Origin of the sequence: Mesorhizobium sp. CA12 (assembly GCF_020165255.1) — a bacterium.
Classification (GTDB): domain Bacteria; phylum Pseudomonadota; class Alphaproteobacteria; order Rhizobiales; family Rhizobiaceae; genus Mesorhizobium.
On the sequence record NZ_JAIUHT010000001.1, the window covers coordinates 744646 to 761320 of the forward strand.

Here is a 16675-nt window from a genome sequence, read left to right on the forward strand (position 1 = left end):
GTGCGTAAACTTTTCTCAATCCTGCCGCGTTGCAGTAGAGGCGACAGTTGCGCGGCTATCATATAACCGACTGTAATCACTGCATTATCGCGAAAATCAGTTCAGCGCATTCCTATCTGGCACGTCGCTTGCACCGCTAATATTGCGATGCAAAACAACCAGCTTGGGAGTGTGTCATATGAGGGGTAACTTCGCGAAAATAACAAAAATCCTGTCCGCCGGCGTCGTCGCGGCTGGTCTGCTGGCTTCAGCTTCCGCCAAGGCGGCTGAAGACACGATCAAGGTCGGTATCCTCCATTCGCTGTCGGGGACCATGGCGATTTCGGAGACGACGCTGAAAGACGTCATGCTGATGCTGATCGACGAGCAAAACGCCAAGGGCGGCCTGCTCGGCAAGAAACTGGAGGCCGTGGTGGTCGATCCGGCGTCCAACTGGCCGCTCTTCGCCGAAAAGGCGCGCGAGCTGATCTCGAAGGACAAGGTCGCGGCCGTGTTCGGCTGCTGGACCTCGGTGTCGCGCAAATCGGTTCTGCCGGTGTTCTCGGAACTCGACAATATCCTCTTCTATCCCGTCCAGTATGAGGGCGAGGAGAGCGAGCGCAACGTCTTCTACACCGGTGCGGCGCCGAACCAGCAGGCCATTCCGGCCGTCGATTACCTGATGAGCGCCGATGGCGGCTCGGTGAAGCGCTGGGTGCTTGAAGGCACCGACTATGTCTATCCGCGCACCACCAACAAGATCCTCGAAGCCTATCTCAAGTCGAAGGGCGTGCCGGCCGAGGACATCATGGTCAACTACACGCCGTTCGGCTTCTCCGACTGGCAGACCGAGGTCTCGGCGATCAAGAAATTCGGCTCGGCCGGCAAGAAGACGGCCGTGGTGTCGACCGTCAACGGCGACGCCAACGTGCCGTTCTACAAGGAGCTCGGCAACCAGGGCGTCAAGGCCGAGGACATTCCGGTCATGGCCTTCTCGGTCGGCGAGGAAGAATTGGCCGGTCTCGACACCGGGCCGCTGGTCGGCCATCTCGCCGCCTGGAACTACTTCGAAAGCATCGACACGCCGGCGAACAAGAAGTTCATCGACGACTGGCACAAGTTCATCAAGAACGACAAGCGCACCACCAACGACCCGATGGAAGCCCACTATATCGGCTTCAACATGTGGGTGAAGGCGGTGGAGAAGGCCGGCACCACCGATCCGGACAAGGTCATCGACGCCATGGTCGGCGTTTCGGTGCCGAACCTGACCGGCGGCTATTCGACGATGATGCCCAACCACCACATCACCAAGCCGGTGCTGATCGGCGAGATCCAGGCCGACGGCCAGTTCGAGACCGTTTCGCAAACGCCCGGCCTCGTCATGGGCGACGAATGGTCCGACTACCTGCCGGATTCCAAGGACCTGATCTCCGATTGGCGCGCGCCTCTGTCCTGCGGCAACTTCAACGTCGCCACCGGAAAGTGCGGCGGCAAGGGCACCAATTAATCCCGGTCCGTGATCCCAGGTCTGTCGGATCGCGGAGTGGCCCCGCGATCCGAGACCGCCGCCCGGGCAGGTTCCTGACCCGCCCGGGCAAGATCCCTGAAACCTAGTTTTGCGCAATTCCGGACGGAAAACCGCTTCACACTTTTCCTGGAATTGCTTGAGAAAGCTGCTTGAAAACGACAATGCTGCTGCTGCGCGCAATTGGTCTGATGTTGCTGCTGACGATGGCTGGACTGACGCCGTCGAAGGCGGCTGAGGCCGACCTTCGCGCATCGATCGGCAAATTCGCAGCTGCAACCGGCTTCTCGGCTACCGAGGCCGTCGTGCGCGAGCTTGCCGCGAGCGGCGATCCCGCCGTCGAGCGGCCGCTTTCGGCGCTGGCCGACGGCAATCTCTACATCCGCAAGGCCGATTCCCAGGTTTTTGTCGGCAAGGAGAGCGGCGACAGCATCGAGCTGCTCGATCCGCTGAGCGGCGAGAACGCCGCCGAAGCGGCCAAGGCCGACCTCACCAAGATCAAGGTCAATAACGGGCTGCGTCGTGTCATCCGCGACGCGCTGGGCACGCTGACCTTGCGCGCCAAGGACGCAAGCGTGCGTCTTGCCGCGGCAATGACGATGTTCAAGACGCCCGATGCGGCGAACATCGGGCCGCTGGATGCCGCAATCGCCGCCGAAATCGATCCCGGCGTCAAGGCCCTGTTCGAGCAGGCGCGCGCGGCATCGGTTCTGGTTTCCGACAAGCCCGAAGCCGATAAGCTCGCGGCGATCTCGGTCGTCGCCGCGCGTGGTGATCGCGACGCGCTCTCGCTGCTCACCTCAGTTGAGGCGAACGCCCAGGGCGCGGTCAAGGAGGCGGCAGCCGCCGCGATCGGCAAGATCAACTCCAAGCTGGCTTTGTGGGATGCGGGCCAGAACATCTGGTACGGCATTTCGCTGGGATCGGTGCTGCTGCTTGCGGCGATCGGGCTTGCCATCACCTTCGGCGTCATGGGCGTCATCAACATGGCGCATGGCGAGATGGTGATGCTCGGCGCCTACACCACCTTCGTCGTCCAGCAAGTTATCCGCACCTCGTTTCCGGGCCTGTTCGACTGGTCGCTGGTGATCGCGCTGCCGCTCGCCTTCCTTGTCGCGGGGCTGGTCGGCCTTGCAATCGAACGCGGCATCATCCGCTTCCTCTATGGCCGCCCGCTGGAAACGCTTCTGGCCACCTGGGGCGTCTCGCTGGTCCTGCAGCAGGCGGTGCGCACCATCTTCGGGCCGACCAACCAGGAGGTCGGCAATCCGTCCTGGATGTCGGGTTCGTTCGATGTCGGCCAGCTGGCCATCACCTGGAACCGGCTGTGGATCTTGGTGTTCGCGCTCGCCGTGTTCGGTGTGCTGCTCTACGTCATGAAGCGCACGCCCTGGGGGCTGCAGATGCGCGCCGTCACCGCCAACCGCCGCATGGCCACCTCGATGGGCATCAGGACGCCTTGGGTCGACGCGCTGACCTTTGCGTTGGGCTCGGGCATCGCCGGGATCGCGGGCGTGGCGCTCAGCCAGATCGACAATGTCTCGCCCAATCTCGGCCGCGGCTACATCATCGACAGTTTCATGGTCGTGGTCTTCGGCGGCGTCGGCAATCTGTGGGGGACGCTGGTCGGCGCCTTCTCGCTCGGCATCATCAACAAGTTCCTCGAGCCCTATGCCGGCGCGGTGCTCGGCAAGATCGTCGTTCTGGTGCTGATCATCCTGTTCATCCAGAAGCGTCCGCGCGGCCTGTTCGCGCTGAAGGGCAGGGCGGTGGAAGCATGATCGCGCAGCGCTTCCTTTCCGCCGATCGCCGCATCGGCATTGCCATCTTCGTCCTGCTGGCCGCCGCCATCATCGTGCCCCTGCTCGACCTGGCGGTCTCGCCGCAAAGCGCCTTCTACATCCCGCCTTACATCGTGGCGCTGATTGGCAAATATCTCTGCTACGCGCTGCTGGCGCTGGCGCTCGACCTGGTCTGGGGCTATTGCGGCATCCTTTCGCTCGGCCACGGCGCCTTCTTCGCGCTTGGCGGCTATGCGATGGGCATGTATCTGATGCGCCAGATCGGCTCGCGCGGCGTCTACGGCAATCCCATCCTGCCGGACTTCATGGTGTTCCTGAACTACAAGCAGCTGCCCTGGTTCTGGTACGGCTTCGATCATTTCTGGTTCGCGGCGCTCATGGTGCTGGCCGTGCCTGGCCTGCTCGCCTTCGTCTTCGGCTGGTTCGCCTTCCGCAGCCGCGTCACCGGCGTCTATCTTTCGATCATCACCCAGGCGATGACCTATGCGCTGCTGCTCGCCTTCTTCCGCAACGACATGGGTTTTGGCGGCAACAACGGCCTGACCGATTTCAAGGATATACTCGGCTTCAGCGTCCAGGCCGACGCCACGCGCTCGGCCCTGTTTGCGGCCAGCGCCGTTACGCTGGCGCTCGCCGTCTTCGTTACCGCTGCGATCGTGCGCTCAAAATACGGCAAGCTCCTGATGGCGGTGCGCGACGCCGAAAGCCGCACCCGTTTCCTCGGCTGGCGGGCGGAGAACGTCAAGCTGTTCGCCTTCACGGTCTCGGCTATCATGGCCGGCATCGCCGGCGCGCTTTACGTGCCGCAGGTCGGCATCATCAATCCCGGCGAATTCGAGCCGTCCAACTCGATCGAGGTGGTGATCTGGACCGCCGTCGGCGGGCGCGGCACCATTGTCGGCCCGATCGTCGGCGCGCTGCTGGTCAACGCCGGCAAGTCCTGGTTCACCGGCGTGCTGCCGGAATTCTGGCTGTTCGCGCTGGGCGGCCTGTTCGTCGCCGTCACGCTGCTTTTGCCCAAGGGCATCGTCGGCATGTGGGATGCCTGGCGCAGCCAGGCCAAGGCGCTGCGGTCAGCTTCGCTTGCGGCGGAAGCCGGCGCCGATCCCGAAGAGCCGCCGGAGCCGAAGATCGTGCGCTCGGCGGCGACGACGCCCGGCGCCTGGTCTGCCACCGGCGCCGAGCCGCAGCCAGCGGAGTGAACGATCATGAGCAAGTCGAACACCATCCTTTATCTCGACGGCGTCTCGGTTTCCTTCGATGGCTTTCGCGCTATCAACAACCTGTCGCTGGTGCTCGACAAGGGCGAAATGCGCGCGATCATCGGGCCCAACGGCGCCGGCAAGACAACGATGATGGACATCGTCACCGGCAAGACGCGGCCGGACGAGGGCGAGGTGTTCTTCGACGGCGAGGTGGATCTCACGCGGCATGACGAGGCCGAGATCGCCATGATGGGCATTGGCCGCAAGTTCCAAAAGCCGACCGTCTTCGAGAGCCACAGCGTCGAGGACAATCTCATGCTGGCGCTAAAAGGGCCGCGCTCGATCTTTCCCGCGCTGTTCCATCGCCGTTCGGCGGCCGAGACGCGGCGCATCGACGATATCCTCGGCATCATCCGTCTCGGCGACAAGCGCGGCGAGCTCGCCGCCAATCTCAGCCATGGCCAGAAGCAGTGGCTGGAGATCGGCATGCTCCTGGCGCAGGACCCAAAGCTTTTGCTCGTCGACGAGCCTGTCGCCGGCATGACCGATGCGGAAACCGAGGAGACCGCGCGTCTGCTCAAGGACATCGCCCGCGACCATTCGGTGATCGTCGTCGAGCACGACATGCATTTCGTGCGCGAGCTCGGCGTCAAGGTCACCTGCCTGCACGAGGGCTCGGTGCTATCGGAAGGCACACTCGATTTCGTCTCGGCGGACGAGCGTGTCGTCGAAGTCTATCTGGGGCGGTGAGCATGGTTTGGCGGGTTCCATTTTGCCGTTTCGATTTCGCCTTCCTGAAGCGCTGGAGAAGGGGCTGACCATGCTCGAGGTCTCCAATGCCACGCTGCATTACGGCGCCGCCCAGGCGCTGCGCGGCGTTTCGCTGAAAGCCGGCGCCGGCAAGATCACTTGCGTGCTCGGCCGCAACGGCGTCGGCAAGACCAGTTTGATGAGATCGATCGTCGGCCATCACCGGCTGACGAGCGGAAGCGTTGCCTTCGAGGGGAAGGCGCTCGACCGGAGCGCGGCGTATGACCGCGCCCGGTCGGGCATCGCATTCGTGCCGCAGGGCAGGGAAGTCTTTCCGCTGCTGACGGTGCGCGAAAACCTGGAATCCGGCTTCGCGCCGCTGCGGCGCGCCGACCGCAACATTCCGGCCTATGTCTTCGAGCTGTTCCCGGTGCTGAAGCAGATGCTGTCGCGGCGCGGCGGCGACCTGTCCGGCGGCCAGCAGCAGCAGCTCGCCATTGGGCGCGCGCTGGTGATGCGGCCCAAGCTCCTGGTGCTCGACGAGCCGACCGAAGGCATCCAGCCTTCGATCATCAAGGATATCGGCCGCGCCATCCGCTATCTGCGCGACCAGGCGGGAATCGCCGTGCTTCTGGTCGAGCAATATCTCGACTTCTGCCGGGAACTTGCCGACGAGGTCAACATCATGGATCGGGGCCAGATCGTGCATACCGGTCCTGCAGAAGACCTCGACCGGGCGGATGTGCGGAAGTTTCTGACAGTCTAGAATCGTTTGCTCGACTTCGGTCGACATCGCGAGGCGGCAGCAACCCCAGTATTTCTCTCCGCTGGCCAGGCCGAGCTCTGGCGCGTTGAATACCGCATGCTAGTCTTTTCTTGGCCCTGGTGAGTCGGCCGCTTTCCGTATCAGTTGCGAATGAGGGGGAAGGCGCGGACTCCGTCCGCAAGTTCCACGCAAGCCAATCCACCTAGCTTTCCCCGCAGTGATTGTCGGTCAATGCGTCCAAAAAGAATTTTGCCAGGGGACGGCGATGGAACGTTTTGTCGAGGACTACCAAAAGCGGCGCCTCACCGAGCGCGTCGACATCATGACCGCGATCAACATCCTGATGTCGCAAGGCTATGACGAAGATCATCTCCTGGATGAGATCACCAAGGTTTTCTACGTCGATCTCGACGCCTTCAACGAAGTAATCTCACACCATTGAGTTTGCACGCGGCGGTAAAACTCAGCCGGCGCGGCGAAAATCCAGGACGCGGTTGCGGCCGCCGCGCTTGGCGGCATAGAGCGCCTTGTCGGCGGCGCTGAGCACCTTGTCGAAGCTCATGCCATCCCTGCTGCCAAATGCGAAGCCCGCGCTGACCGTGCAGCGCAACGGCCCGGTTTCCGTCTCAACAATGCGCGCGGCGAACGCGGCCCTGACACGTTCGGCCGTCGCCTCGGCCGTCTCTGGCAAGGTGCGCCTCAACACCATCGCGAATTCCTCGCCACCCATGCGGGCGACTGAGTCGCTCGGACGCAGGTCAGCGGAAAGCACTTGGGCAAAGACCTTCAACACTTCGTCTCCCGCGGCGTGGCCGAATTGGTCGTTGATCGCCTTGAAGCCATCGAGGTCGAACACCACCACCGCCGTGAAAGCGCTGACCGGCGTCTTGCCGTGCAGGTCGAACAACGCGCGGCGGTTGAGCAGCCCGGTCAGCACGTCGGTCTCGGCCTCATGCTTGTGGTGGCGCGCGAGCCGCCCCTGGTTGAGCGCCAGCGACAGCGCGCCGATGCCGGTCATCGAGGCGATGACGATGACCAAGCTCAGATCCTCCGCCCAGTTGCTCGGCGCGTGGCCGAGGATGAGCTTGCCGTCCCAAGCCAGCACGGCCGCGCAAAGCACGAAGGAAACAGCGGTCAATGAATAGAGCAGCGCCACGCCCACGAGTTGCGCCGGTGCCTCCTCGCGACCCTTCCAATATTCATGCGCGGTGCCGAATAGGAGCAGCGCGGCAAGGAAATTCTCAAGCATGAAGCCCAGACCGTCATAGCCGAGCGCCATTGGCGGTAACGCAAGCGCAAAGGAGATGGCAGTGCCAAGCGTGATGCGCGGCAGCGGCGAGCGGCCGGTCCGGAACTGGTGGGCGGCGCCCAACATCACCGAGAAGCCGAACAGCAGCAGCCCCAGCGCCAGGATGCCGAGGACTGTTCCGGGCGCATCGATATAGGCGTCATAGACAAAAACCTCCGCCACCACCACCAGCACGCTGGTCGCCCATGTCAGCAGGAATCTGTCGGAACGGGCGGTCAGCCAGGTCCCGAACAGGGTGAGGCTGAGACAGGCTGCGGAGAAGCCGACGGCCAGCAGCAATGAATTGTAGTCGAGAAGCATGCGCTCGCCCTTGCCGCCGCCGGGTCTCTGCAACCTGCCGTGCGTTCTATTAGTGCAGCAAGGAAGTATCGATTACGTTACGATAGCGGTGAAGATGCCATAATTCCGCGGCGTCAGAGGACCGCCACCAACAACAGCAGGATGATGCCGACCCCCATCATCAGCAGACCCGGCCAGTTCTGTGACAGGCCGAGGAAACCGAGGCCGCGCCGGCGTGGCTCAAGCGTCGGGCCAGGCGTTGTAAGGTTTGGCACCCGGCGATCCGAGGCTGCAGCTGCCGGATCGCTAAGTTTCCCGCGCCTGAGGACCGCGCCGGCCATGTACACAATGCCGGCGACAATGAGCAATGCCCCGATGAGGATGACAGCCATATCACCTCGCTTTCTTTGGGCTCCCCCGATACCGGAGCCTGGGCCGTGGTTCCGCGAAAGCTCAACCGCTGTGAAAACCGGCTCCCGGCGAGAAAGGCAAAACGGTCAAGATGCCCCGTAAGTTCCGGCGGAGCTCGCCCATTCAATCGGTCACCCGCTTCATCAGTGCCATGGCGCCGAACGGCGCGCGCACCTTGCCCTCGGTGATGAAGTAGACGAACACGTCGCGCGGCTTGACCGGCGCATCGGTCTTGGGATCGGCGCGCGGCAGGTCGGCGGGCTGCTTGCCTTGCGCCCAGGTCTTCACCCGTCCCGCCCATTCGTCGAGGCCTTTCGGCGTGTAGCAGTCAGGGTTGTCGTCGCTGCCGGTCTGCAGCCGCGCATAGACGAAGTCGCCGGTTACATCGGCGATCGCCGGATATTTTGCGTGATCGGCATAGACGATCGCGGCGTTGTATTTTCGGGCGAGCGCTGGAAACTCCGGCACGACGAAGCTGTCGTGGCGCACCTCCAGCGCGTGACGCAGAGGCACACCGTCCTGCTTCTCGGGCAGCAGCTTCAGGAAGGCTTCGAAATCGTCCGCGTCGAATTTCTTGGTCGGCGCGAACTGCCACAGAATCGGGCCGAGCTTCTCGCCGAGCGCGGCAACGCCGGAGCCCAGGAAGCGCATCATCGATTCGCCGGCCTCGCCGAGCACCCTCCGGTTGGTGACGAAGCGGTTGCCTTTGAGCGAGAAGACGAAACCCTCCGGCGCTTCGTTGGCCCACTTGGCGAAAGTCGGTTCCTTGAAGCTGGAATAATAAGTGCCGTTGACCTCGATGGTCGGGACCTGCCGGCTGGCGTAGTGGAGTTGCTTGGCCTTGGCGAGCTTGTCCGGGTAGAAGGAGGTGTCCCAAGGCTCGAAAGTCCAGCCGCCCATGCCGGAGCGGATTTTTCCTTGGCTCATTATCGTCCTCCTCTGTTCAAATGTGATCAGGCGGCTCGGTCGACCGACTTCATCATGTCGACCAGGGTCCATCCTGGCCGGTGTGGGTTGGCGCGGCGACCCGTTTCCCGATAGCCGTAGGCGGAATAGAGCGCGATGTTCCGCTCCATCCGCGAATTGGTGTAAAGCCGCACCTCCGGTACGGCCCACAACCGCGCCTGCTCGTCGGCGAAGTTGAGCAGTTTGATGCCGAGTTTTTTACCTTGGAAGGCCGGCGCGACGGCGATGCTGAAGATCATGGCGTGGTCGGGATGCCGTTCGAGGACGATCAGCCCGGCCAGTCCTCCGTCCTCTTCGAGCAGCCAGACCTCGCCGCGCTCGATGCGCGGCGCGTAGTCTTCCGTCACCGGAATCGGCGGGGCGCCGAACAGAGCGGTGTAGGACGCATAGGCAGCCGTCGTCACCGCGGCAACGGCCGGAAGATCACCGGAAAGCGCTCTTCTAATTGTCATTCAAGCGCCCTTCCGACGAAATGCGCGCTCACTCCGCCGCTTCGCGTTTGCCTCCGGGGCGCCGCTCCAGCAGCTCCTTGAGGAACTGGCCTGTGTAGCTGCGCTTCTCGCGCACGATCGCTTCCGGCATGCCGGACGCCACCAGCTCGCCGCCGCCGTCGCCGCCTTCGGGGCCGAGGTCCAGCACCCAGTCGGCGGTCTTGATCACTTCGAGATTGTGCTCGATCACCACCACCGTGTTGCCCTGGTCGACCAGCTCGTGCAGCACTTCGAGCAGCTTGGCGACGTCGTGGAAATGCAGGCCGGTGGTCGGCTCGTCGAGGATGTAGAGCGTCTTGCCGGTCGCCTTGCGCGACAATTCCTTGGCAAGCTTGATGCGCTGCGCCTCGCCGCCCGAGAGCGTCGTCGCCTGCTGGCCAATATGGATATAGCCGAGGCCGACCTGCTTCAGCGTCTCCAGCTTGTCGCGTACACCGGGCACCGCCGAGAAGAAGTCGACGCCTTCCTCGACCGTCATGTCGAGCACGTCGGCGATCGACTTGCCCTTGAACAGCACGTCGAGCGTCTCGCGGTTGTAGCGCTTGCCGTGGCAGACGTCGCAGGTAACATAGACATCGGGCAGGAAGTGCATCTCGATCTTGATGACGCCGTCGCCCTGGCAGGCCTCGCAGCGGCCGCCCTTGACGTTGAAGGAGAAGCGGCCCGGCTGATAGCCGCGCGCCTTGGCTTCGGGCAACCCTGCGAACCAGTCGCGGATCGGCGTGAAGGCGCCGGTATAGGTCGCGGGGTTGGAGCGCGGCGTGCGGCCGATCGGCGACTGGTCGATGTCGATGACCTTGTCGAGGAATTCCAGGCCCTCGATGCGGTCGTGCTCGGCCGGATGCTCGCGCGAGCCCATGATGCGGCGCGAGGCCGCCTTGAACAGCGTCTCGATCAGGAAGGTCGATTTGCCGCCGCCGGACACGCCGGTGACCGCAGTGAAGGTGCCAAGCGGGATTTCCGCCGTCACGTTCTTGAGATTGTTGCCGCGCGCGCCGACCACCTTGATGCGCCGGTTCTTCTTCGCCTCGCGCCGCACTGCGGGCGTTGCCACTTCGAGCTCGCCCGACAAATATTTGCCGGTGATCGAGGCAGGTGTGGCCATGATCTGCTGCGGCGTGCCTTGCGCGATGATCTGGCCGCCATGGATGCCGGCCGCTGGGCCGATGTCGACGACATAATCGGCATGCAGGATGGCGTCCTCGTCATGCTCGACGACGATCACCGTGTTGCCGATGTCGCGCAGGTGCTTGAGCGTATCGAGCAGGCGCGCATTGTCGCGCTGGTGCAGGCCGATCGACGGCTCGTCCAGCACATAGAGCACCCCGGTGAGGCCGGAGCCGATCTGCGAAGCGAGCCGGATGCGCTGGCTCTCGCCGCCCGACAGCGTGCCGGAATTGCGCGACAAGGTCAGATAGTCGAGGCCGACATCGTTGAGGAAGCGCAGCCGCTCGCGGATTTCCTTCAGCACGCGGACCGCGATCTCGTTCTGCTTGTCATTCAACTGCGCCGGCACGTCGGTGAACCACTGGTCGGCCTTGCGGATCGACATCTCGGTGACTTCGCCGATATGCTTGCCGCCGATCTTCACCGCCAGCGCTTCCGGCTTCAGACGGTAGCCGTTGCACGCGGGGCAGGGGGTGGCCGACATGAAGCGCTCGATCTCCTCGCGCATCCAGGCGGACTCCGTTTCTTTCCAGCGTCGGTCGAGATTGGGGATGACGCCCTCGAAGGTCTTGGTCGTCTTGTAGGAGCGCAGGCCGTCATCATACTGGAAGGTGATCTCGCGCTCGCCCGTGCCGCGCAACACGGCTTCTTTGGCCTCGGCGCTTAGATCCTTGAACTTGTCGCCGAGCTTGAAGCCATAGACCTTGCCCAGCGCTTCCAGCGTCTGCGCGTAATAGGGCGAGGTCGATTTCGCCCACGGGCTGATGGCGCCGTCGCGCAGCGACACGTTCTCGTCCGGCACGACGAGGTTGGGATCTATGGCGCGCTGGCTGCCGAGGCCGTCGCAGGTCGGGCAGGCGCCGAATGGGTTGTTGAAGGAGAACAGCCTGGGCTCGATCTCCGGAATGGTGAAGCCGGACACCGGGCAGGCGAATTTTTCCGAGAACAGGATGCGCTCATGCGTCTCGTTCTTCGACTTGTTGACCGAATCCTCGCCGGTCTGGCTGGCGTCGAGCGGCCTGTCGGCGAATTCGGCCACGGCAAGACCTTCGGCAAGCTTCAGCGCGGTCTCGATCGAGTCCGCGAGCCGCGTGGCCAGATCGCCCCGCACGACAATGCGGTCGACAACGACGTCGATGTCGTGCTTGTATTTCTTGTCGAGCGCCGGCACGTCGGCGATCTCGTAGAAGACGCCGTCGACCTTGACGCGCTGAAAGCCCTTCTTCTGCAGTTCCAGCAGTTCCTTGCGGTACTCGCCCTTGCGGCCGCGCACGATCGGCGCCAGCAGGAACAGGCGCGTGCCCTCGTCCAGCGCCAGCACGCGGTCGACCATCTGCGAAACCGTCTGGCTTTCGATCGGCAGGCCGGTGGCCGGCGAATAGGGGATGCCGACACGCGCGAACAGCAGGCGCATGTAGTCGTAGATTTCGGTGACGGTGCCGACGGTCGAGCGCGGGTTGCGCGAGGTGGTCTTCTGCTCGATCGAGATGGCGGGCGACAGGCCGTCGATCTGGTCGACGTCCGGCTTCTGCATCATCTCGAGGAACTGGCGGGCATAGGCCGACAGGCTTTCGACGTAGCGGCGCTGGCCCTCGGCATAGATGGTGTCGAAGGCAAGCGACGATTTGCCGGATCCCGACAATCCGGTCATGACGATCAGGCTGTCGCGCGGCAGGTCGAGATCGACGTTCTTGAGATTGTGTTCGCGCGCCCCGCGAATGGAAAGGTATTTATGGTCGGCCATCGCCGGTCGCCGCCTCAGATCTGGAATTTGCTGGATTGGCGGGATTGTCCCGGCCATCCCCTATGTAGGTATTTTCACCGCCACGTCGAGAGACGCCACAATCTCGACGGGACAAGCCGATCATGGGTTTAACCGTCTTTCGCGCGACCGGGCAAGCGGAAAGAACAAAGGTCGAACACGCTCCTGACAAAGCGTTGTGGAAACAATCGCTCAAGCGTTGTGAGAACAATTGTCCAAGCGTTGTGGAAACAATCGGGGCCGAGCTACGCGCCGTTGGGTGTGTCGAAGCACTCGACTTACCTGCACGTAACCTCGAGGCGATCACATTTTTCGGTAACCGACTATTCAACAGTTGACGTCCCGGGCCCAGGGGAGCAGTCTCAAACGCGTCAACGAAGCCGGCCGTCTTTCGATGGCCTCGCCGCCCAATAGGCGGTCTGCGAGACGCCGCAGGCGATAGCGATTTGCGCTTCGAACGACATTGTCGCAACGGACCCAGGAGCGGAGCATGACGCCACCGGACAGTCCCTTGAGGCTCCACACTGAGATGGAGCCGCGGCGGGCATAAGTGCCAGGGCAGACTTGAAACGCCGGCCCGACAAACCGTGACTTGCCGATTCTTAACAATCAGAGACGATAGTCGGATCGTCGGCTGAACGCCGCGTTGCATCCGAAACAGAACGCCGGCAGTCCACTCCCGGCTAAAATTGGATTATCAGATCCATGAAAGCCCCGTCCACCTGCGGAAGCAGTGGCGGGGCTTACATTTTGTGGTGTTCGCGTTTGACCCGCTCGCAATCAATGGTTCGGGATCCGAGCGCCGCCCGTGGCCATATCGATCGTTATGCTGCCACCGATCCTGACATCGGTGTCGCCGATCTTGAAGGAACCGTCGCTGCCGGCCGGTAGCGCGTCTGGTTCCGGCTGCGGCGCCGGCTTGGCGATGCGGTAGTCGCCGCTGACGCCAGGCAGTTTCTGCGCCGAACTGTCGTCGGCAAGGGCGGCGCCGGCCACCAGCGCGCCGGCAAGCGCGGCGAGGGCAACGCACAAGTGCCTGGATTGGAACGGATCGATCATGCGCGGACTATAGGGACGCGGCTAGGGCAATGCCAGACGCGCGGCGATCAATTTGCCGCGCGCCTTCCCGCAACGTCAGGCCGCTTTCTTGCGCGTGTCGTAGACGTGGTCGACAAGGCCCCAAGTCTTGGCTTCCGCGGCGCTCATGAAGTAATCGCGATCGAGCGTGCGCTCGACCTCCTCGTAGGTCCGGCCGCAATGCTTGGCGTAGAGCTCGGTCATATGCTGCTTGGTACGCACGATGTCCTCGGCATGGCGCTGGATGTCTGAGGCCTGGCCCTGAAAGCCGCCCAGCGGCTGATGCAGCACGATCCTTGTGTTGGGCAGCGCGATCCGCCGCCCCGGCGCGCCGGCCATCAGCAGGAAGGAGCCCATCGAGGCGGCAAAGCCCATGCAGACCGTCGACACCGGGCAGGAGATGTACTGCATCGTGTCGTAGATGGCGAAGCCGCTGGTCACCATGCCGCCCGGCGAGTTGATGTAGATCGAGATCTCCTTGTCGGGGTGGTCGGACTCCAGCGACAGAAGCTGCGCGCAGACCAGCGCCGAGACGTTGTCGTTGATCTCGCCGTTGATGAAGACGATGCGCTCGCGCAGCAGCCGCGAAAAAATGTCGAAGGAACGCTCGCCGCGGCTCGATTGCTCGATGACCATCGGCACCAGATTGGCAATGCTCATGACGGGTTTCCTCGGTCCTCTTTTTGATCAGGCCGCGCGCAGCATCATGCAGGGCGCGTTGGCGGCGATCGGGTTCTTGCGCGCGTGAAGCGAGAGCCCGCAGCCAGCGCCGGCAATGGCGAGGACAGGTTCCGCCACCGGCACGAAGCCGTCATGGACGATGCTGAGATGCGTGCCGCCTGAGGCGGTGCGCGTCAGCGTGAAGGTGACGATGCTGTCGAAGGCCGGAAACCGGTCGCGGTCGTTCGCGTCGGGCCGCTGATGCCAGGAATAGCGCAGCAGCCTGCCGGGCTCGGCCTCGAGCACCTCGCATTCGATCGGCGCATCCGGTCCGGCAAAGGCGAAGCGGCTGCCGGCTTCCGGCTTGATGTCGTTCGGCATCATCCAGGCGGCGAGCAGTTCCGGCTCGGTCAGCGCCCGCCAGACCTTTTCCGGCGGCTCAGGGAGGTCGCATTCGAAGCTGAGCGGCGCTTCGTTGACAATCGGGTTTTCGGTTGCCGTCATTGGTCCATTCCCTTCAGAACCGTCTTCAACTTCTCGATGCGTTCCGGCCAGAAGGCGCGGTAGCGTTCGATCCAGCCGAGCAGCGGGTCGAGCCCTTGCGGATCGGCGCGATAATATGCGTTGCGGCCGGCGCGCCGCTCGACCACCAGGCCGGCGCCGCGCAATACGGCAAGGTGCTGCGAGACCGCCGGCTGGGACACCCTCATGCCGGCGCGCAGCTCGCTCACGCTCATCTCGCCAGCGGTCAGCCGCTCGTAAACCGCGCGTCGCGTCGGGTCGGCCAGAGCGCGGAAAATCTCTGCTTCGATCATGACAGAAGCATAAGTCGATACTTATCGATTTGGCAAGCTTCTATTTGATCGCCATATCAGAATGCACGTCCACTCCTGCCTTTGCTGACATTCCTTGACAGAAAGTGCAGCTATGACTAGAACGAAAAGAGAACAAAAACCTTGTGGGAAAAGCCAGCCTTTTGCGGGCGGCGACGACCCGCAGGCTATAAGGTGAGCGACTTGAAATTTGTTTCGGATGAGCGCGGAGAAGTAAGATGGCGGGTAGCGTCAACAAGGTCATTCTGGTCGGCAATCTCGGAGCGGATCCTGAAATCCGCCGCCTGAATTCCGGTGATCCGGTCGTCAACATTCGCATCGCCACGTCGGAAAGCTGGCGCGACAAGAACTCGGGCGAGCGTAAGGAAAAGACCGAGTGGCATAACGTCGTCATTTTCAACGACCAGCTCGCCAAGGTGGCCGAGCAGTATTTGAAGAAGGGCATGAAGGTCTATGTCGAGGGTCAGCTGCAGACCCGCAAATGGCAGGACCAGACCGGTGCCGACAAATACACCACCGAGGTCGTGCTGCAGAAATTCCGAGGCGAGTTGCAGATGCTCGACGCGCGCGGCGAGGGCGGCGGCGGCCAGGTCGGCAGTTATTCCGGTGGCGGCAACAGCCGAGGCTCGGATTTCGGCCAGTCCAGCCCGAATGAAAGCTTCAACCGCGGCGGCAGTGGCGGCTCCAGGGGCGGCGGCTCGTCACGCGAGCTGGACGACGAGATCCCGTTCTAAGCGTCTCGAAACGGCCGTCTGAGGGGAGGCGTCATGTCGCTCGGACCGCTTCTGTCGGCGCCGCCTCCCATTCCATGCCATGCATTCGCGGCCTTCGCCGCTTTGGCCATCGGCGGCGCCCAGCTGGCGCTGCCGAAAGGTACTGTGCGTCATCGTGTGCTGGGCTACACCTGGGTGGCGTTGATGCTGGTCATCGCCATATCGAGCTTCTGGATCCAGCAGATCCGGCTCGTCGGTTCGTTCAGCCCGATCCATCTGTTGTCGATCCTGGTGCTGGGCACCGTGCCGCTGGCGGCCTGGTACGCGCACACGCATAAGGTAACCGCGCATCGCGGCGCCATGATCAAGCTCTATCTGTTCGCGCTGGTCGGCGCCGGCATCTTCACGCTGCTGCCGGCCGGATCATGCACGCCGTTGTGTTCGGCCAGTAAGGCGTGTTGATATTCAGGTGAGGCCGGCCTGACCTGAATATCAACACGCCTTGGCGGACGGCAATTTCTCAAGGAAGGTCAACGTGAAAGCACGCATCAAATGGGTCGAGGAACGCACCTTCGTCGGCGAGTCCGGCAGCGGCCACAAGGTCGTGCTGGGCACGGCGCACAGGCCGGAAGGCAAGACGCCGGGACCGAGCCCGATGGAACTGGTGCTGATCGGCACCGGCGGCTGCTCGGCCTATGATGTCGTGCACATCCTCGAGAAGGGCCGGGAGGCGGTCGAGGATTGCGTGGTCGAGCTCGACGCCGACCGAGCCGAAGCCGACCCAAAAGTGTTCACCCGCATCCACATGCATTTCATCGTCAAGGGCAGAGCCCTGTCGCACGACAAGGTGAAACGCGCGATCGATCTGTCGATCGAGAAATACTGCTCGGCCAGTGCCATGATGGCCAAGACGGCGACAATCACGCATGATTTCGAGGTGGTCGAGACGGCGGCGAAGTGAGGCAGTAGGCAGTAGG

At 63.1% G+C, this 16675-nt stretch carries 18 protein-coding genes; 9 read left to right on the forward strand and 9 right to left on the reverse strand.

The window, feature by feature from the left end:
* Nucleotides 1-178 precede the first annotated feature (178 nt).
* The 6 genes from urtA (at nt 179) to LB520_RS03565 (ending at nt 6472) form a co-directional block, all read left to right on the forward strand.
* Entirely contained in the window at nt 179-1489 is a 1311-nt protein-coding gene (gene urtA, locus LB520_RS03540; protein WP_095765278.1) for an urea ABC transporter substrate-binding protein, read from the forward strand.
* 182 nt (nt 1490-1671) lie between these two features.
* On the forward strand, nt 1672-3288 hold the full coding sequence (urtB, locus tag LB520_RS03545) for an urea ABC transporter permease subunit UrtB (RefSeq protein WP_224636447.1): 1617 nt from the start codon (nt 1672-1674) through the stop codon (nt 3286-3288).
* Nucleotides 3285-4511, forward strand: a complete 1227-nt coding sequence (gene urtC, locus LB520_RS03550; protein ID WP_224636448.1) for an urea ABC transporter permease subunit UrtC — start codon at nt 3285-3287, stop codon at nt 4509-4511. The genes urtB and urtC overlap by 4 nt, the downstream gene beginning before the upstream one ends.
* A gap of 6 nt (nt 4512-4517) precedes the next feature.
* Nucleotides 4518-5264 (forward strand): urea ABC transporter ATP-binding protein UrtD, encoded by a 747-nt coding sequence (gene urtD, locus LB520_RS03555; RefSeq protein ID WP_140841173.1) that lies wholly within the window; start codon nt 4518-4520, stop codon nt 5262-5264.
* Nucleotides 5265-5334: 70 nt separating this feature from the next.
* Entirely contained in the window at nt 5335-6030 is a 696-nt protein-coding gene (gene urtE / locus LB520_RS03560; protein WP_224636449.1) for an urea ABC transporter ATP-binding subunit UrtE, read from the forward strand.
* Nucleotides 6031-6295: 265 nt separating this feature from the next.
* Nucleotides 6296-6472, forward strand: coding sequence for a hypothetical protein (locus tag LB520_RS03565; RefSeq protein ID WP_095765283.1), 177 nt, complete (start codon nt 6296-6298; stop codon nt 6470-6472).
* Between the two features lie 21 nt (nt 6473-6493).
* Here LB520_RS03565 and LB520_RS03570 read toward each other — a convergent pair whose 3' ends face one another.
* The 9 genes from LB520_RS03570 to LB520_RS03610 form a co-directional block, all read right to left on the reverse strand.
* Nucleotides 6494-7639, reverse strand: a complete 1146-nt coding sequence (locus tag LB520_RS03570; RefSeq protein ID WP_224636537.1) for a GGDEF domain-containing protein — start codon at nt 7637-7639, stop codon at nt 6494-6496.
* A 113-nt stretch (nt 7640-7752) separates the two neighbouring features.
* Complete coding sequence (locus tag LB520_RS03575; RefSeq protein WP_140841177.1) at nt 7753-8010, reverse strand: hypothetical protein; 258 nt, start codon at nt 8008-8010, stop codon at nt 7753-7755.
* A gap of 142 nt (nt 8011-8152) precedes the next feature.
* The gene (locus LB520_RS03580; protein WP_263483572.1) at nt 8153-8956 is read right to left on the reverse strand and encodes a DUF72 domain-containing protein; all 804 of its coding nucleotides are present in this window, start codon (nt 8954-8956) and stop codon (nt 8153-8155) included.
* Nucleotides 8957-8982: 26 nt separating this feature from the next.
* Complete coding sequence (locus tag LB520_RS03585) at nt 8983-9447, reverse strand: GNAT family N-acetyltransferase (RefSeq protein ID WP_224636450.1); 465 nt, start codon at nt 9445-9447, stop codon at nt 8983-8985.
* 28 nt (nt 9448-9475) lie between these two features.
* Nucleotides 9476-12397: an excinuclease ABC subunit UvrA gene (gene uvrA, locus LB520_RS03590; RefSeq protein ID WP_224636451.1), complete on the reverse strand. Its 2922-nt coding sequence runs from the start codon at nt 12395-12397 to the stop codon at nt 9476-9478.
* A 798-nt stretch (nt 12398-13195) separates the two neighbouring features.
* A complete protein-coding gene (locus LB520_RS03595; protein WP_224544440.1) occupies nt 13196-13474 on the reverse strand; it encodes a hypothetical protein in 279 nt (92 codons plus the stop codon).
* A gap of 75 nt (nt 13475-13549) precedes the next feature.
* Nucleotides 13550-14152, reverse strand: a complete 603-nt coding sequence (locus LB520_RS03600) for an ATP-dependent Clp protease proteolytic subunit (RefSeq protein ID WP_224601284.1) — start codon at nt 14150-14152, stop codon at nt 13550-13552.
* Between the two features lie 27 nt (nt 14153-14179).
* On the reverse strand, nt 14180-14656 hold the full coding sequence (locus LB520_RS03605; protein WP_224636453.1) for an SRPBCC family protein: 477 nt from the start codon (nt 14654-14656) through the stop codon (nt 14180-14182).
* Complete coding sequence (locus LB520_RS03610) at nt 14653-14967, reverse strand: ArsR/SmtB family transcription factor (protein WP_095765290.1); 315 nt, start codon at nt 14965-14967, stop codon at nt 14653-14655. Before LB520_RS03610 ends, LB520_RS03605 begins: the two co-directional genes overlap by 4 nt.
* A 236-nt stretch (nt 14968-15203) precedes the next feature.
* On the opposite strand from LB520_RS03610, the gene LB520_RS03615 reads away from it, so the two are divergent.
* The 3 genes from LB520_RS03615 to LB520_RS03625 all read left to right on the forward strand — a co-directional run bounded on the left by LB520_RS03615 (nt 15204) and on the right by LB520_RS03625 (nt 16659).
* Entirely contained in the window at nt 15204-15719 is a 516-nt protein-coding gene (locus LB520_RS03615) for a single-stranded DNA-binding protein (protein WP_224636454.1), read from the forward strand.
* Nucleotides 15720-15752: 33 nt separating this feature from the next.
* Nucleotides 15753-16160, forward strand: coding sequence for a DUF2306 domain-containing protein (locus LB520_RS03620; RefSeq protein WP_411969853.1), 408 nt, complete (start codon nt 15753-15755; stop codon nt 16158-16160).
* A gap of 73 nt (nt 16161-16233) precedes the next feature.
* Nucleotides 16234-16659: an OsmC family protein gene (locus LB520_RS03625; RefSeq protein WP_140841187.1), complete on the forward strand. Its 426-nt coding sequence runs from the start codon at nt 16234-16236 to the stop codon at nt 16657-16659.
* Nucleotides 16660-16675: the final 16 nt, after the last annotated feature.

Excerpts from the sequence above, each read along its gene's own strand:
- urtA (WP_095765278.1), top strand. The coding sequence starts at position 179 with ATGAGGGGTAACTTCGCGAAAATAACAAAAATCCTGTCCGCCGGCGTC.
- urtB (WP_224636447.1), top strand. The coding sequence starts at position 1,672 with ATGCTGCTGCTGCGCGCAATTGGTCTGATGTTGCTGCTGACGATGGCT.
- urtC (WP_224636448.1), top strand. The coding sequence starts at position 3,285 with ATGATCGCGCAGCGCTTCCTTTCCGCCGATCGCCGCATCGGCATTGCC.
- urtD (WP_140841173.1), top strand. The coding sequence starts at position 4,518 with ATGAGCAAGTCGAACACCATCCTTTATCTCGACGGCGTCTCGGTTTCC.
- urtE (WP_224636449.1), top strand. The coding sequence starts at position 5,335 with ATGCTCGAGGTCTCCAATGCCACGCTGCATTACGGCGCCGCCCAGGCG.
- LB520_RS03565 (WP_095765283.1), top strand. The coding sequence starts at position 6,296 with ATGGAACGTTTTGTCGAGGACTACCAAAAGCGGCGCCTCACCGAGCGC.
- LB520_RS03570 (WP_224636537.1), bottom strand. The coding sequence starts at position 7,639 with ATGCTTCTCGACTACAATTCATTGCTGCTGGCCGTCGGCTTCTCCGCA.
- LB520_RS03575 (WP_140841177.1), bottom strand. The coding sequence starts at position 8,010 with ATGGCTGTCATCCTCATCGGGGCATTGCTCATTGTCGCCGGCATTGTG.
- LB520_RS03580 (WP_263483572.1), bottom strand. The coding sequence starts at position 8,956 with ATGAGCCAAGGAAAAATCCGCTCCGGCATGGGCGGCTGGACTTTCGAG.
- LB520_RS03585 (WP_224636450.1), bottom strand. The coding sequence starts at position 9,447 with ATGACAATTAGAAGAGCGCTTTCCGGTGATCTTCCGGCCGTTGCCGCG.
- uvrA (WP_224636451.1), bottom strand. The coding sequence starts at position 12,397 with ATGGCCGACCATAAATACCTTTCCATTCGCGGGGCGCGCGAACACAAT.
- LB520_RS03595 (WP_224544440.1), bottom strand. The coding sequence starts at position 13,474 with ATGATCGATCCGTTCCAATCCAGGCACTTGTGCGTTGCCCTCGCCGCG.
- LB520_RS03600 (WP_224601284.1), bottom strand. The coding sequence starts at position 14,152 with ATGAGCATTGCCAATCTGGTGCCGATGGTCATCGAGCAATCGAGCCGC.
- LB520_RS03605 (WP_224636453.1), bottom strand. The coding sequence starts at position 14,656 with ATGACGGCAACCGAAAACCCGATTGTCAACGAAGCGCCGCTCAGCTTC.
- LB520_RS03610 (WP_095765290.1), bottom strand. The coding sequence starts at position 14,967 with ATGATCGAAGCAGAGATTTTCCGCGCTCTGGCCGACCCGACGCGACGC.
- LB520_RS03615 (WP_224636454.1), top strand. The coding sequence starts at position 15,204 with ATGGCGGGTAGCGTCAACAAGGTCATTCTGGTCGGCAATCTCGGAGCG.
- LB520_RS03620 (WP_411969853.1), top strand. The coding sequence starts at position 15,753 with ATGTCGCTCGGACCGCTTCTGTCGGCGCCGCCTCCCATTCCATGCCAT.